This is a genomic window from Streptomyces sp. NPDC055025 (assembly GCF_053608565.1).
In genome coordinates this window covers 1-15180 of record NZ_JBSGVS010000039.1, presented here as the reverse complement: position 1 = coordinate 15180, position 15180 = coordinate 1, and the positions used below count along the sequence as shown (strand labels likewise).

Here is a 15180-nt window from a genome sequence, read left to right as displayed (position 1 = left end):
CGAAATCCGGTTTCGGGGTGGCTGCGGGTGGTCAGGGGCGGGATGTGAGGGTGAGGAGGGTCGCTTCGGGGGGGCAGGCGAAGCGGAGGGGGGTGTAGCGGTTGGTGCCGCAGCCCGCCGAGACGTGGAGGTAGGAGGTGTGGCCGGCGGAGTCGTGGGTGGAGAGGCCCTTGACGCGGTCCGTGTCCAGATCGCAGTTGGTCACCAGCGCCCCGTAGAAGGGGATGCAGAGCTGGCCGCCATGGGTGTGGCCCGCCAGGATCAAGGGGTAGCCGTCGGCGGTGAAGGCGTCCAGGGAGCGCAGATACGGGGCGTGCACCACGCCGATCGAGAGGTCCGCGTCCGGCTCGGGGCCGCCCGCGACCCGCTCGTACCTGTCCCGCTTGATGTGCGGGTCGTCCACGCCGGTGAAGGCGATCTCCTGGCCGTCGATCTTGAGCCGGCCCCGGGTGTTGTTCAGGCCCACCCAGCCCGCCGCGTCGAAGGCGTCGCGCATCGGCTCCCACGGGTTGTGCACCGCGGAGACCGCGGGAGCGTTGCCGTTCAGACCGTGGCGCCCCTGCGCCTTCTCGAAGAGGTAGCGCGCCGGGTTACGGAGCTTCGGCCCGTAGTAGTCGTTCGAACCGAAGACATAGACGCCCGGGAACTCCATCAGCGGGCCCAGCGCGTCCAGCACCTCCGGTACGCCTTCCGGGTCCGAGAGGTTGTCGCCGGTGTTCACGACGAAGTCGGGGCGCAGCCCCGCCAGCGACTGGAGCCACCGCTGCTTCTTGTGCTGTCCGCTCACCATGTGGATGTCGGAGACCTGGAGGACCCGAAGATCACGCATGCCACGCGGCAGCACCGGGACGGAGATCCGTCGCAGTCGGAACGAACGGGCTTCGAAGCCGGCGGCGTAGGCGAGGCCGGCCACGCCGACTGCCGCGATTCCCAGGGGTACTCCGTAGCGTGCGCGCATACGCCCATCGTCGCAGACACCGTACTGACGCGTAATCCGTGGGCGGCCATGACGGCGCACCTGCCACACTTGGCCCCATGACCAGCCTTAAGTCCAAGCTGAAGGAAGACCTCACCGAGGCCATCAGGGCGCGCGACGAGCTGCGCTCCGCCACGCTCCGGCTGACGCTCTCCGCGATCACCAAGGAGGAGGTCTCGGGCACCAAGGCGCGCGAGCTCTCCGACGACGAGGTGCAGAAGGTGATCGCCAAGGAGGCGAAGAAGCGCCGTGAGGCGGCGGAGGCCTTCACCCAGGGAGGGCGCCCGGAGCAGGCCGAGCGGGAGCGGGCGGAGGGCGTACTCCTTGATGCGTACCTGCCGAAGCAGCTCACCGACGAGGAGCTGGGCGCCATCGTCGCGCAGGCCGTCGAGGAGGCGAAGGCGACCGGAGCCGAGGGCCCGCGCGCGATGGGCGCCGTGATGAAGATCGTGAACCCCAAGGTCGCGGGCCGCGCCGAGGGCGGCCGCGTCGCCGCCCTCGTCAAGCAGTCCCTCGCGTGAGGCCCTACGTCTGAGGCCGTGAGGCCCTATGTCTGAGTGCGTGAGGCCCTACGTCTGAGGCGAGCGAGGTACCACTTCAGGTACGTGAGGACTCCAAGTACCTGGGGCCCTGGGCGCCTGGGGCCCGTGAGGTGTCCGGGGCTCGTGAGGTGCCCGGGGCCTGGGGCCCGAGGTCTGCGAGGTGCCCTGCGGCCCGGGGGCGTCTGGGGCGTCCGGGGCGTCCGGGCCTGATGGTTCACATCTCCACATCGCCCCTCTGCACGTGAGCTCCCCGCTCTCCCCGTGAGCTCCGGCCCTCGTCCACCGCCCCGCCGCACCGCCCGCCCCGCCGCCTTCCCTCGCGTACACAAAAAGGCGCCCGGTCCGTGATTTCTCACCGACCGGGCGCCCCCTCATACGTCATACGTGCCTACGGGAAGTTCCCGCCGCCGTCCTGGCCTTCGTTTCCGTTCCCGCCGCCGTCCTGGCCGCCGTTCCCGTTTCCGCCGCCGTTCTGGCCGCCGGTCAGTACGCCCGGCGGGAACGAGCCGCCCGGTCCGCCCGGGAGCGGGCTCTCGCCCTGGTTGTCCCCAGGCCCGCCGTTGTCCTGCCCGCCGTTCTCCTGGCCCGCGTCGTTGCCCGGCTTGTTCGGGTCCTCCTCCGGGGCCTTCGGCGCGTCCGGGATGCTGATCTCGTTGAAGCCCGGAGCCTCCCTGCCGTCCAGCGCGCCGGTCATGGCGTCCTTCCAGATCGGTCCCGGAACCTCACCACCGAAGACCTTGTCGTGGTACTCGCCGCCGATGGTGATGTCGACCATCTTCCTGGAGTGCCGCGGGTCACCGACCCAGACCGCGCCCGACATGTTGGGCGTGTAGCCCACGAACCAGGCCGCGTAGCGGAAGTCCGTCGTACCGGTCTTGCCCGCGCTCGGCCGGCTGCCGAGGCCCGCCTGCTGTCCCGTACCGTCCTCCACCACGCCCTTCAGCAGCGTGTTGATGGTGTCGGCGGTGGTCTCGGACATCGCGCGTTGGCACTTCGACTTCGGTACCGGCATCGCCTTCTTGTTCGGGCCCTGGATCGACTTGATCGCGATCGGGGTGCAGTACGTACCGCGGCTGGCGAAGGTGGCGTACGCCGACGCCATGGTCAGCGGCGACACCTCCTGCGTGCCCAGGGTGATCGACGGAACCTGCTGGATCTTCTTCCCGTCGGCCCGCTTCACGCCCATCTTCGCGGCCAGCTCGGTCACCGGGCAGACACCGATCTGGCTGATGAGCTGCACGTAGTACGTATTGACCGACTTGGCGGTCGCTTCCTTCATCGAGTACGGCCCGACCTCGGACTCGTTCTCGTTCTCGACCGGGACGTCCTCGTCCGTCCACGGACCGTTGCAGGTCTGCACCGGGGTCGGGTACGTCATCTCGTACGGGGAAGGGAAGGTCTGCGTCGCCGGGATGCCCCGCTCCAGCGCGGCCGCCGCGACGATCGGCTTGAAGGTCGACCCCGGCTGATAGCCCGCGCCGCCGCCCATCTTCTGGTCGACGGACAGATTGATCTGGGTCTCGTTCTTCCCGAAGCCGTACGGCCTCGACTGGCCCATCGCCAGGATCTTGCCCGTCCCCGGCTCGACGATGGTCAGCGCCGTCGCGACCGCGTCGCTCTGGAAGACATGGTCCTTGACCGACTCCTGCGCCGAGTTCTGCGCCTGCGGATCCAGGGTCGTACGGACCGTCAGCCCGCCCTGGTTCCAGACCTTGGCGCGCTCCTCGCGGTCCTTGCCGAAGACGGGGTCGTTGAGGAAGACCGAGCGTACGTAGTCACAGAAGAAGCCCGCCCCGCTGACGGCCGTGATGCAGCCGTTCTTGGGCCGGCTCACATTGAGCTTGATCGGTGTGGCCTTCGCGCGGTCGGCCTCCGCCTGCGAGATGTCGCGGACGTCGGCCATCCGCTGGAGCACGGTGTTGCGCCGCTTGGTGGCCTCCTCCTCGTCATTGACGGGGTCGTAGCGGCTCGGCGACTGGACGATGCCCGCGAGCATCGCCGCCTCCTCCACCTTCAGATCCTTGGCGGGCTTGGAGAAGTAGCGCTGGGCGGCGGCCTCGATGCCGTACGCCTGCTGCCCGAAGAAGGTGATGTTCAGATAGTTCTCCAGGATCTTCTTCTTGCCCAGCTCCTCCTCGACCTGGATCGCGTACTTCAGCTCCTGGATCTTGCGGCCCAGGGTCTGCTGGGTGGCCGCGGCGACCTTCTCCGGGTCGTCGCCTGCCTCCTCCACGAATACGTTCTTCACATACTGCTGGGTCAGGGTCGAGGCGCCCTGGGCGACGCCGCCCGACTGCGCGTTGCGGTTGAGTGCCCGCAGCACGCCCTTGAGGTCGACGGCCCCGTGCTCGTAGAAACGCGAGTCCTCGATCGCGACGATCGCCTTCTGCATGTACGGGGAGATGTCCTTGAGCGGTACGACCGTACGGTCGCGGGAGTAGACCGTGGCGATACGGCCGCCCTTCGAGTCCAGGATCGTGGTGCGCTGGCTCAGCGGCGGCGTCTTGAGATTGGCGGGAATCTCGTCGAATCCCTCGACCGTTCCCTTGGCGGCGAGCCCCAGCGCGCCGAAGGCCGGCAGGGCGATTCCTGCCAGCACCGCTCCCGCGAGCACGCTGACACCGAGGAACTTGGCGGCCTGCTGGGTCCCGGTCAGACCCCCGCCCGAGCGCTTCTTTGGCATGAGGGCAGCCTACGTTCTCATTCGCCGGACACGCGTCAAGGCTCTGGCCTAAGCTGTTCTCAACTGTCACAGCCACGCGGTTGCGCATCAAGCCTCGGACATGAACTTCCGGTGAACCCCGAAGCACGGGAAGCGATGTCCGATACACCCCCACCTGCTATCTGATGCCCGTTGTGACTCAAGTGAAATGCCCGGCTATGCCGGATGGGTCGGTTATGCCTTCGGGTCACTCCCCTGGGTGATCTGCCGCGTACGCATAGTCCGTTCGGACCATTCAAGATTGGGCCCGAAGGGGGTGTTGCGCTGTCCCCGCCTTCCGTAACGTCCTCAACTGGCAACGGTGAATATGCCGCTGCCGCCGTGGGGGAGCCTCAATTCGGGAGAGGACGGCGCCAGCATGGGCTGGGTAACCGACTGGAGTGCGCAGGCAGCCTGCCGCACTACCGATCCAGATGAACTGTTTGTGCAGGGTGCGGCGCAGAACAGGGCCAAGGCGGTGTGCACCGGATGCCCGGTGCGGACGGAATGCCTGGCCGACGCGCTGGACAATCGCGTCGAATTCGGCGTGTGGGGCGGGATGACCGAGCGGGAGCGTCGCGCACTGCTGCGCAGGCGCCCGACCGTCACTTCTTGGCGACGGCTGCTTGAGACCGCGCGCACGGAGTACGAGCGCAGCGCGGGCCTGCTGCCCGTGGGCTTGGAGGATGACGAAACGTACGAGACGTACGCGGCGGTCGGGTAGCGGCCACGCGGGCCACGCGGCCACGGTCGACACGCCGACGAGGGGGTAGGCGCGGTCCGGCCTGGGCTCATGGCCGGCGCTCGGTCCGTTGTGGCTCCGGTCCGTCGTAGTTCCGGTCTGTTGTAGTTCCGGTCCGTCGTAGTTCCGGTCTGTTGTGGTCCGGTCCGTCGGGCTCCGGTCCGTCGTGGTTCCGGGCTGTCATGTCTCCATCCCTGCAAGGCCCCTGGGGGACTGCTGGGAAGTCATCAAGCAGGAATTCGTCAAGCAAGAAGTCTTTGAGCAACTGGTTCAGGACGTTCCCGAGGGAGGTTCCCGAAGGAATTCCTGCGAGGCCGCCGCGACTCGATCAGCCGCGCCGCCCATGCGACGTCTTCGCCGCTCAGGTCGTAGCACGACCATTCGCGAGACGATCACCGATGGCCCTGAGCCCTGCGAGGTCGTGAACATCGCCCGGCAGGGCGGCCACTTCGGCCACCGCCACCTCGGGATGGAGCGCGGTGAAACGGTCACGCGTCCGCTCTTCACGCGCGAGCACCTGCATACGCTCGGCGTGCAGGCGCAGCAGACCCGCGGTCAGTTGTTCCACACTTGTGACAGAAGTCTGGGCGGAAGTGCCCACCGCGGCCTGCGCGGACGGGGGATCCACTGCGAGCGTGGGCTCACGCTCGGGTGCGGGCCCATGCTCGGGTGCGGGCTCATGCTCGGGCTGGGCGGAGGAGGCCCGTGCAAAGCCGGCTCGTTCGGATGCGGCTCGTTCGGATGGGTCGGACGGGTCGGGCGATGCCGACGGGTCGGATGGTGCTGATGTGGGCGGCGGCTCGGACGGGGGGGATGCGGGCGCGGTGGGGTCGGGCGAGGGATGTACGGCGGCTTCTCCGGCTTCGTGCGCCTCGGCGGCTTCGGGAGAAAAGCCGTCCGGGGCAGCACTGCCACGACCAAGAGCTTTCCCAGCCATCTGATCCACAATGCGGCCCTCTTCAAGATTTTCTGCCGCGGCCCGCGCCCGCTCGGCCGACAGCCGGGCGGCGCCGCTGCCATGGACACGGTTGAGGACCAGTCCGGCCAGCGGCATCTCCTCGGCGGCCAGCCGCTCCACGAAGTACGCGGCCTCCCGCAGCGCGTCCCGTTCCGGCGCCGCGACCACCAGGAACGCCGTACCCGGAGCCTGGAGCAGCCGGTACGTGGCGTCGGCGCGGGTACGGAACCCGCCGAACATCGTGTCCATCGCCGTCACGAACGTCTGCACATCGCGCAGGAACTGCCCCCCGAGGAGCTTTCCGAGCGTGCCCGTCATCATCGACATGCCGGCGTTCAGGAACTTCATCCCGGCCCGGCCGCCCATCTTCGCCGGAGCCATCAGCAGCCTGATGAACTTCCCGTCCAGGAAGGAGCCGAGGCGCTTCGGGGCGTCCAGGAAGTCCAGCGCCGAGCGCGAGGGCGGGGTGTCGACGACGATCAGGTCCCACTCGTCGCGGGCCCGTAGCTGGCCGAGCTTCTCCATCGCCATGTACTCCTGTGTGCCCGCGAAGCCGGCCGACAGGGACTGGTAGAAGGGGTTCTCCAGGATCGCGCGGGCCCGCTGTCCGTCCGCGTGCGACTCGACGATCTCGTCGAAGGTCCGCTTCATGTCGAGCATCATGGCGTGCAGTTCGCCGGGCCCCTCGATGCCCTTCACCCGCCGCGGGGTGTTGTCGAGCGAGTCGATGCCCATGGACTGGGCCAGCCGGCGGGCCGGGTCGATGGTGAGGACGACCACCTTCCGCCCGCGCTCCGCCGCCCGGACGCCCAGGGCCGCCGCGGTCGTCGTCTTGCCGACGCCCCCCGAGCCGCAGCACACGATGATGCGGGTGGCCCGGTCGTCGAGCAGCGGATCGATCTCCAGCGGGGCGGCTGCCGGATCCAGCGTCATGAGAAGGCCTTCCCGAGTTGCCGTAGCTCCCTCGCCAGTCGGTAGAGACCGGCGAGATCCATTCCTTCCCCGATCAGCGGGAGTTCGTACGTGGGCAGTCCGAGCTTGGTCAGCACAGCCCTCTGCTCCCGCTCCAGCTCCACGCGCTGGGCGTGCTCCGCGGCCTGTTCGAGCAGGGGACCGACCAGCTTCGTCGGCGCGCTCACCCCGGCCGCCGTGAGCGCCCTGGCGACCTCCTTACGACGGTCGCCCGCCGCGGCGCGGACGGCGGCCTCGTCGAGGAGATGCGGCCGCACCATGTTGACGATGACCTTGCCGACCGGCAGTTCCGCGGCCTGGAGCTCGGCGACACCGTCCGCGGTCTCCTGGACCGGCATCTCCTCCAGCAGCGTGACCAGATGCACCGCCGTGTCGGGCGACTTGAGGACCCGCATCACGGCCTGCGCCTGATTGTGTATCGGGCCGATCTTCGCCAGCCCCGCCACCTCGTCGTTCACGTTCAGGAAGCGGGTGATCCGGCCGGTGGGCGGGGCGTCCATCACCACGTAGTCATAAGTGAAACGTCCCTGCTTGTCGCGGCGCCGCACCGCCTCGCACGCCTTGCCGGTCAGCAGTACGTCCCTGACCCCGGGCGCGATGGTCGTGGCGAAGTCGATCGCGCCGATCTTCTTCAGCGCCCGGCCCGCGCTGCCGAGCTTGTAGAACATCTGGAGATAGTCGAGAAGCGCGCGCTCGGCGTCGATGGCCAGCGCGTACACCTCGCCGCCGCCCGACGCGACGGCGATCTTCCGCTCCTCGTACGGAAGGGCCTCCGTCTCGAAGAGCTGCGCGATCCCCTGTCTGCCCTCGACCTCGACGAGGAGGGTGCGCTTGCCCTCCGTCGCGAGGGCGAGCGCTAGTGCGGCGGCGACCGTCGTCTTACCGGTACCGCCCTTGCCGCTGACGACCTGGAGCCTGCTCACGTATTCGAGCCTAACCAGTAGGGCTCCGGGCTACGCACGAGGCCGCCGCGCGGTGCGGCTACAGTCGGCCCATGACCAAGTGGGAATACGCGACCGTGCCCCTTCTCGTGCACGCGACCAAGCAGATTCTGGACACCTGGGGCGAGGACGGCTGGGAGCTCGTCCAGGTCGTTCCCGGGCCGAACAACCCCGAGCAGTTGGTGGCTTATCTGAAGCGGGAGAAAACCGCATGAGCGGAGCCGTCGAGGCCGCCCTCGCCGAGCTGGGGCTGAAGCTGCCCGAGGTGGTACCGCCGCTGGCCGCCTATCAGCCGGCGGTCAGGACAGGTGCGTACGTCTACACCGCGGGGCAGCTCCCGATGGTGGAGGGCAAGCTTCCGGTCACCGGCAAGGTGGGCGCCGAGGTCACTCCGGAAGAGGCCAAGGAGCTCGCCCGCGTCTGCGCGCTCAACGCCCTGGCCGCGGTGAAGTCGGTCACCGGTGATCTGGACCGTATCGCCCGTGTGGTCAAGGTCGTGGGCTTTGTCGCCTCGGCCGCGGACTTCACCGGGCAGCCGGCCGTCCTGAACGGCGCGAGCGAACTGCTCGGCCAGGTCCTCGGCGAGCGGGGCGTGCACGCGCGCAGCGCCGTCGGGGTGGCGGTGCTGCCGCTGGACGCTCCGGTCGAGGTCGAGATCCAGGTCGAGCTGACCGAGGACTGAGGACCGAGGCCTGAGGACTGAGGTCTGAAACCTGAGGTCTGAAACCTGAGGCCTGAGGTCTGAGGCCCGCACGTACCCGTACATTCCTCGGAGATCCCGCTCGGTGCGCGTGTGGACGCGGACCGGGCGGGATCTTCTGTCAGCGGACGGGACTCCTGTCGCGGGGCGTACGGGGCGTGAACGTGTCGGGGCGGACGGGCCGGACGGGGCGTGGACGGCCTGTGTGGCCGGACCACATACGTCTCCTGGGTGCCCCTCGAACATCACCGCTTCACCGCATAGCATCCGGCCATGCCCAATGGTCAGTGGTACCCGCCCGAATGGCCCGTGCGGATCCGTGCCCTCGCCGCCGGTGAGATCACCGCGGCGACTCCCCGGCGGGCCGCGACGGTGATGCTCCTGCGCGACGGTCCCGCCGGTCCGGTTCCGGTGCTGAGTGCCGGACCGGTTCCGGTTCCGGCCCCGGGGCCGGGCACTCCGGGCGGCTTCAGCGCTCCGGCCGACGCCGACGTTCCGGCCGACGCCGACGGTACGGCTGGCTCCGACCGTACGGCCGACGCCGACCGTACGGTTGCCTCCGGCGGCCCGGGACCCGCCGTGCACATGCTGCGACGGCGCGCCTCCATGGCCTTCGCCGCCGGCGCCTACGCGTACCCGGGCGGCGGAGTCGATCCACGGGACGACGACCGGCTCGTCGGCTGGGCCGGTCCCGGCCGTGACGTATGGGCACGCCGCCTCGGTGTCGACGCCGCCTCCGCGCAGGCCATCGTGTGCGCGGCGGTGCGGGAGACCTACGAGGAGGCCGGAGTCCTGCTCGCGGGGGAGTCCGCGGAGAGCGTCGTGAGCGACACCACGGGCGACGACTGGGAGGCCGATAGGGCCGCCCTGGTCGACCGCGAGCTGTCCTTCGCGGACTTCCTGGACCGCCGCGGGCTGGTGCTGCGCAGCGATCTGCTCGGCGCGTGGACCCGCTGGATCACGCCGGAGTTCGAACCGCGGCGCTATGACACCTGGTTCTTCGTGGCGGCGCTGCCGACCGGTCAGCGTACGAGGAACGCCTCCACGGAGGCCGACCGTACGGTGTGGATCAGACCGGCCGAGGCGACGGCGGCGTACGACAGGGGCGAGCTGCTGATGATGCCGCCGACCGTCTCGACACTGCGTCAGCTCCAGTCGTACGGTACTGCTGCCGAAGCGCTCGCCGGTGCCGAGGGCCGCGATATGACCCCCGTACTGGCCACGGCGCGGCTGGAGGGCGGGGAACTGGTGCTGAGCTGGCCCGGACATGACGAGTTCACCAAGCGCGTCGACCCCACCGGAGGCCCCTGATGACCGATGCCGCCGCTCTCCCCGGTCAGCCGCGCGGCGTGGTGCTCTCCGGCCCGGCCACCGCGCGCGCCGTCAATGTGCTGGCCCCCAACCCCTCCTCGATGACCCTGGACGGCACCAACACCTGGATCGTCTCGGAACCGGACTCCGAGTCCGCCGTGGTCATCGACCCGGGCCCGCTGTACGACGCACATCTGCGAGCGGTCATCGCCGTCGCCGAGAAGGCGGGGAAGCGGATCGCGCTGACCCTGCTCACCCATGGCCACCCGGACCACGCGGACGGCGCGGCGCGCTTCGCCGAGCTGACGGGCACGCCGGTACGGGCCCTGGACCCGGCACTGCGGCTCGGGGACGAGGGGCTGGCGGCCGGGGACGTCATTACCACCGGCGGTCTGGAGCTACGGGTCGTGCCCACGCCCGGTCACACCGCCGACTCGCTCTCCTTCCATCTGCCCGCCGACCGCGCGATGCTGACCGGTGACACCATCCTCGGCCGCGGCACGACGGTGGTGGCCCATCCCGACGGCAGGCTCGGCGACTACCTCGACTCCCTGCGCCGGCTGCGCTCGCTCACGGTCGACGACGGGGTCCGTACGGTGCTGCCGGGCCACGGTCCCGTACTGGACGACGCGCAGGGCGCGGTCGAGTTCTATCTCGCCCACCGTGCCAACCGGCTCGCCCAGGTCGAGACGGCCGTCGAGAACGGCTACCACACGCCCTCCGAAGTGGTCGCCCATGTCTACGCGGCCGTCGACCGGTCCCTCTGGCCGGCGGCCGAACTCTCCGTAAGGGCGCAACTGGAGTATCTGCGCGAGCACGGGCTCATCTAGGCCCTCCAGGCCCTCTAGTCCTCCAGGCCCTGTCCGGTCGCCCGGACACGATCGGCCGGGGGGCGCCCGGACACGATCGGCCGGGGGGCGCCCGGACACGATCGGCCGGAGGTCGTCCGAACAGGCGTAAGGGCCCCTCCGCAGGTCGTCCGGACATGCGGAAGGGCCCTTCCGAGGCGAGGTGGAAGGGCCCTTCCCGTGTCCGGCGCGGTCAGCGCGAGCGCTTCGCGAGGCGCTCCACGTCCAGCAGGATCACCGCACGCGCCTCCAGCCGCAGCCAGCCGCGCTGCGCGAAGTCGGCGAGTGCCTTGTTGACCGTCTCACGGGACGCGCCGACGAGCTGGGCCAGCTCCTCCTGCGTCAGGTCGTGCACGACATGAATGCCTTCCTCGGACTGCACACCGAAGCGGCGCGACAGATCGAGGAGCGCACGGGCCACCCGGCCCGGCACATCGGAGAAGACCAGGTCGGACATCTGGTCATTGGTCTTGCGCAGCCTGCGGGCGACGGCGCGCAGCAGGGCCGTGGCCACCTCCGGGCGCGCGTTCAGCCAGGGCTGCAGATCGCCGTGGCCCAGACCGAGGAGCTTGACCTCGGTGAGCGCCGTCGCGGTGGCGGTGCGCGGGCCGGGGTCGAAGAGGGACAGCTCACCGATCAGCTCGCCGGGGCCGAGTACGGCGAGCATGTTCTCGCGGCCGTCGGGGGAGGTGCGGTGGAGCTTGACCTTGCCTTCGGTGACCACGTACAGACGGTCGCCGGGGTCGCCCTCGTGGAAGAGCGCGTCACCGCGCGCGAGCGTCGCTTCACTCATCGAGGCGCGCAGCTCCGCCGCCTGCTCGTCATCGAGCGCCGCGAAGAGCGGGGCACGCCGCAGAACGTCGTCCACGTGTTCTCTCCTTGTCGACCTGCTCAGGGAACCGTGGTCCCCACCTGCGCGGGGACCGTCGTCCCCATGATGCCGTACGTGCCGCTTCTTCTCGGGTGGCTTGGCACCCCTGGACCGTTCGGCCCTCCACCGGATTCCGCTTGTCCGAAACCATGCGATCGGTCACAAGTTTGACGTACGTACGTCCGGAAGCGTGCCCCCGGGGCCGATTCGGGTGGTGATCGGCCATGGCCGGGGCGGATGTCAGTGCGGGGCTTTACGCTGGCCGGGTGTCGAATCCGCCGATGACAGCGCAGGCCAAGGGGGCTGAAAGAGTGTCCGCGGAGCCCAATTCCGCTGTGGGCGAACAGCCCTCGGCGAAACCGAAAAAAGCTACAAAAGTGAAGAAAGTCAAGCCGGAGTCGCACCTGGCGATGATCCGCAGGGCCCGGCGGATCAACCGCGAGCTGGCCGAGGTCTATCCGTACGCCCATCCCGAGCTGGACTTCCGGAACCCGTTCGAGCTGCTGGTCGCGACGGTCCTGTCCGCGCAGACCACCGATCTCCGGGTCAACCAGACCACGCCCGCGGTCTTCGCGAAGTATCCGACGCCCGAGGACATGGCCGCGGCCGCGCCGGAGGAGATGGAGGAGATCATCCGGCCGACCGGCTTCTTCCGGGCGAAGACGAAGTCCCTCATAGGGCTCTCCACGGCTCTGCGCGACCGTTTCGACGGCGAGGTGCCCGGCCGGCTGGCGGATCTCGTCACCCTGCCCGGCGTGGGGCGCAAGACGGCGAACGTGGTCCTGGGTAATGCCTTCGGGGTCCCCGGTCTCACCGTCGACACGCACTTCGGCAGGCTCGTCCGGCGCTGGAAGTGGACCGAGCAGGAGGACCCGGAGAAGGTCGAGGCGGAGATCGCGGCGATCTTCCCGAAGAGCGAGTGGACGATGCTCTCGCACCGGGTGATCTTCCACGGGCGCCGTATCTGCCACTCCCGCAAGCCGGCCTGCGGCGCCTGTCCGATCGCGCATCTGTGCCCGTCGTACGGCGAGGGTGAGACGGACCCGGAGAAGGCGCGGAAGCTGCTCAAGTACGAGATGGGCGGCTATCCGGGCCAGCGGCTGAACCCGCCCCCCGACTACCCGGGCAAGGCGGCCCCGCCGATGGGCGCCGTATGAGCGACGCCTTACGCGCGCTGCCGTCGCGGGGCCGAGGACGGTCGCGGCGCCGAGGGCGGAAGGGTCCGGTCGTACGCGGGGACGGGACGTACGGGGGGACGGTCCGCGTGTACGGGGCGGTCCGGCCGTACGGGCAAGGGTCGTACGGGCAGGGGCCGGGCGGGACGGTCCGGTCGTACGGGCGGAACGATCCGACCGGCGGAACGCGTTGAGGGACAGGGGAGCGACAGGGGTGCGTATGACACGAACGGACAGGACCTACGGCGATTCGGTCACAGGGGTCGCCGTCACCACCGACGGGCTGCCCGACTGGCTCACGCCCGTCGAGCGCGCCGCGCAGACCGTGGCGCCGGAGCAGCTCAGCCGTTTTCTGCCGCCGGCGAGCGGCGACGGACGGCAGTCCGCCGTCCTCGTCCTCTTCGGTGAGGGCCCCCAGGGCCCTGAGCTGCTGCTGATGGAACGGGCCAGCAGCCTGCGCTCGCATCCGGGCCAGCCCTCGTTCCCCGGTGGCTCTCTCGACCCCGAGGATGGCGATCCCGCGACCACGGGGCCGCTGCGGGCGGCGCTGCGTGAGGCCGAGGAGGAGACCGGTCTCGATCCGTCGGGGGTCCAGCTCTTCGGCGTGCTGCCGAGGCTCTACATCCCGGTGAGCGGCTTTGTGGTGACGCCGGTCCTCGGCTGGTGGCGCACCCCCACCCCGGTCGGCGTCGTCGACCCCGCCGAGACGGCCCGTGTCTTCACCGTGCCCGTGGCGGATCTCACGGATCCCGCCAACCGCGCGACCGCCCACCACCCCAGCGGACATCATGGCCCGGCCTTTCTGGTGGGATCTGCCCTGGTCTGGGGTTTTACCGCCGGAGTGATCGACCGGATTCTGTATTTCGCGGGGTGGGAGCGTCCATGGGACCGGTCGAAGCAGGTCCCGCTGGACTGGCGCGCATGACAGGCTGACCCTCAAGCTGTGCCCTTCCGGGGGCGGTGACCCTTCCGGGGCTCTGCGACCGTGGCGATCTCCGCCACCGGCCGCGGGGCCCTTGCGCTGACCGGGCCACCGGTGTGCTGCCGGGCCGTCGGCCGGGCGGCGGCCGGGGGTCCGTACGCCGGAGGGCGGCAGCCCGCACCGCCGGCCGGGCGGTGCGACCGAGACGTATCTGCGAGGCTAGCGAGGCTATTGACGGTGAACGTGCTGGACATCCTGCTGCTGCTCGCCGCCGTGTGGTTCGCGATCGTCGGATACCGCCAGGGATTCGTCGTCGGCATCCTGTCGGTGATCGGCTTTCTCGGCGGTGGTCTCGTCGCGGTCTATGTGCTCCCCGTGGTCTGGGGCAGGCTCACGGCGGACTCGGAGGTCTCGACCACGGCCGCCGTCGTGGCCGTCGTCATAGTGATCGTCTGTGCCTCCGTCGGCCAGGCCTTCACCACCCACCTCGGCAACAAGCTGCGGCGCCACATCACGTGGTCGCCGGCCCGCGCCCTGGACGCCACCGGCGGCGCGTTGGTCAATGTCGTGGCCATGCTGCTGGTCGCCTGGCTGATCGGTTCGGCCCTCGCCGGGACATCGCTGCCGACCCTCGGCAAGGAGGTCCGCGGCTCCAAGGTGCTGCTCGGGGTCTCCCGGGTGGTGCCCACGCAGGCGTCGGCATGGTTCACGGACTTCTCCTCCGTACTGGCGCAGAACGGCTTCCCGCAGGTCTTCAGCCCCTTCGACAACGAGCCCATCACCGAGGTCCGGCCCCCGGACCCGGCGCTCGCCGGCAGCCCGGTCGCCGCCCGTGCCCAGAGCTCGATAGTGAAGGTCGTCGGTACGGCGCCGAGCTGCGGCAAGGTCCTCGAAGGCTCCGGTTTCGTCTTCGCCGACCGCCGGGTCATGACCAACGCGCATGTCGTCGGCGGCGTGGAGGAGCCCACGGTCCAGATAGGCGGTCAGGGGCGGCTGTACGACGCCAAGGTCGTCCTCTACGACTGGCAGCGCGACATCGCCGTACTGGACGTGCCGAACCTTCCGGCGACACCCCTTGAGTTCACCGACGCGGACGCGGTGAGCGGCGACGGCGCGATCGTCGCGGGCTTCCCGGAGAACGGCGCGTACGACGTGCGCTCCGCGCGCGTCCGCGGCCGTATCAACGCCAACGGCCCGGACATCTACCGCCGCGGCGAGGTGCGGCGCGATGTCTACTCGCTGTTCGCGACCGTGCGGCAGGGCAACTCCGGAGGCCCGCTCCTCACCCCGGAGGGCAAGGTGTACGGAGTCATCTTCGCCAGGTCGCTCGATGACCCGCAGACCGGCTACGCCCTGACGGCCGATGAGATCCGCGACGACATCACGCTCGGCAGGACCGCCAACCAGCAGGTCGACACCGACCAGTGCGCGCTGTAGGCATCAGCTTCCCGGGTCCTGGGCCCCGGGCCCCGGGCTCCAGGTCCTGGTCCCGGGCTCCAGGTCCGTCCGACCGGACGGACC

Annotated in this window: 14 protein-coding genes; 9 read left to right on the top strand and 5 right to left on the bottom strand. The window is 69.8% G+C overall.

The annotated features are described in order from the left end of the window. Positions 1-31: 31 nt before the first annotated feature. On the bottom strand, positions 32-958 hold the full coding sequence (locus ACWGDX_RS23395; RefSeq protein ID WP_453628438.1) for a metallophosphoesterase: 927 nt from the start codon (positions 956-958) through the stop codon (positions 32-34). A 77-nt stretch (positions 959-1035) separates the two neighbouring features. Here ACWGDX_RS23395 and ACWGDX_RS23390 point away from each other — a divergent pair, with 77 nt between their 5' ends. After that, complete coding sequence (locus tag ACWGDX_RS23390; protein ID WP_405985243.1) at positions 1036-1497, top strand: GatB/YqeY domain-containing protein; 462 nt, start codon at positions 1036-1038, stop codon at positions 1495-1497. A gap of 409 nt (positions 1498-1906) precedes the next feature. On the opposite strand, the gene ACWGDX_RS23385 is transcribed toward ACWGDX_RS23390, so the two are convergent. Further along, positions 1907-4201, bottom strand: a complete 2295-nt coding sequence (locus ACWGDX_RS23385) for a transglycosylase domain-containing protein (protein WP_453628436.1) — start codon at positions 4199-4201, stop codon at positions 1907-1909. 397 nt (positions 4202-4598) lie between these two features. Between ACWGDX_RS23385 and ACWGDX_RS23380 the strand changes: the two genes are divergently transcribed. Further along, complete coding sequence (locus ACWGDX_RS23380) at positions 4599-4943, top strand: WhiB family transcriptional regulator (protein WP_030353248.1); 345 nt, start codon at positions 4599-4601, stop codon at positions 4941-4943. Between the two features lie 379 nt (positions 4944-5322). On the opposite strand, the gene ACWGDX_RS23375 is transcribed toward ACWGDX_RS23380, so the two are convergent. Then, the gene (locus ACWGDX_RS23375; protein ID WP_453628434.1) at positions 5323-6852 is read right to left on the bottom strand and encodes an ArsA family ATPase; all 1530 of its coding nucleotides are present in this window, start codon (positions 6850-6852) and stop codon (positions 5323-5325) included. Beyond that, positions 6849-7814 carry an ArsA family ATPase gene (locus ACWGDX_RS23370; RefSeq protein ID WP_383034264.1) on the bottom strand — a complete coding sequence of 322 codons (966 nt, stop codon included), beginning with the start codon at positions 7812-7814 and terminating at the stop codon, positions 6849-6851. The genes ACWGDX_RS23375 and ACWGDX_RS23370 overlap by 4 nt, the downstream gene beginning before the upstream one ends. Before the next feature lie 71 nt (positions 7815-7885). Between ACWGDX_RS23370 and ACWGDX_RS23365 the strand changes: the two genes are divergently transcribed. The 4 genes from ACWGDX_RS23365 to ACWGDX_RS23350 all read left to right on the top strand — a co-directional run bounded on the left by ACWGDX_RS23365 (position 7886) and on the right by ACWGDX_RS23350 (position 10673). After that, positions 7886-8047, top strand: coding sequence for a DUF4177 domain-containing protein (locus ACWGDX_RS23365; RefSeq protein WP_093601778.1), 162 nt, complete (start codon positions 7886-7888; stop codon positions 8045-8047). Next, the gene (locus tag ACWGDX_RS23360) at positions 8044-8514 is read left to right on the top strand and encodes a RidA family protein (RefSeq protein ID WP_453628432.1); all 471 of its coding nucleotides are present in this window, start codon (positions 8044-8046) and stop codon (positions 8512-8514) included. Before ACWGDX_RS23365 ends, ACWGDX_RS23360 begins: the two co-directional genes overlap by 4 nt. A 291-nt stretch (positions 8515-8805) precedes the next feature. Beyond that, entirely contained in the window at positions 8806-9843 is a 1038-nt protein-coding gene (locus ACWGDX_RS23355; RefSeq protein ID WP_453628430.1) for an NUDIX hydrolase, read from the top strand. Further along, complete coding sequence (locus ACWGDX_RS23350; RefSeq protein WP_453628428.1) at positions 9843-10673, top strand: MBL fold metallo-hydrolase; 831 nt, start codon at positions 9843-9845, stop codon at positions 10671-10673. The genes ACWGDX_RS23355 and ACWGDX_RS23350 overlap by 1 nt, the downstream gene beginning before the upstream one ends. Positions 10674-10884: 211 nt before the next feature. Here ACWGDX_RS23350 and ACWGDX_RS23345 read toward each other — a convergent pair whose 3' ends face one another. Further along, entirely contained in the window at positions 10885-11559 is a 675-nt protein-coding gene (locus tag ACWGDX_RS23345) for a Crp/Fnr family transcriptional regulator (protein ID WP_015034542.1), read from the bottom strand. Positions 11560-11843: 284 nt separating this feature from the next. Between ACWGDX_RS23345 and nth the strand changes: the two genes are divergently transcribed. The 3 genes from nth to ACWGDX_RS23330 all read left to right on the top strand — a co-directional run bounded on the left by nth (position 11844) and on the right by ACWGDX_RS23330 (position 15096). Further along, positions 11844-12719, top strand: a complete 876-nt coding sequence (gene nth / locus ACWGDX_RS23340) for an endonuclease III (RefSeq protein ID WP_453628426.1) — start codon at positions 11844-11846, stop codon at positions 12717-12719. A 238-nt stretch (positions 12720-12957) separates the two neighbouring features. Continuing rightward, on the top strand, positions 12958-13662 hold the full coding sequence (locus tag ACWGDX_RS23335; protein WP_453628424.1) for an NUDIX hydrolase: 705 nt from the start codon (positions 12958-12960) through the stop codon (positions 13660-13662). Between the two features lie 234 nt (positions 13663-13896). Continuing rightward, positions 13897-15096 (top strand): MarP family serine protease, encoded by a 1200-nt coding sequence (locus tag ACWGDX_RS23330; RefSeq protein WP_383034269.1) that lies wholly within the window; start codon positions 13897-13899, stop codon positions 15094-15096. The last annotated feature ends 84 nt before the right edge of the window (positions 15097-15180 follow it).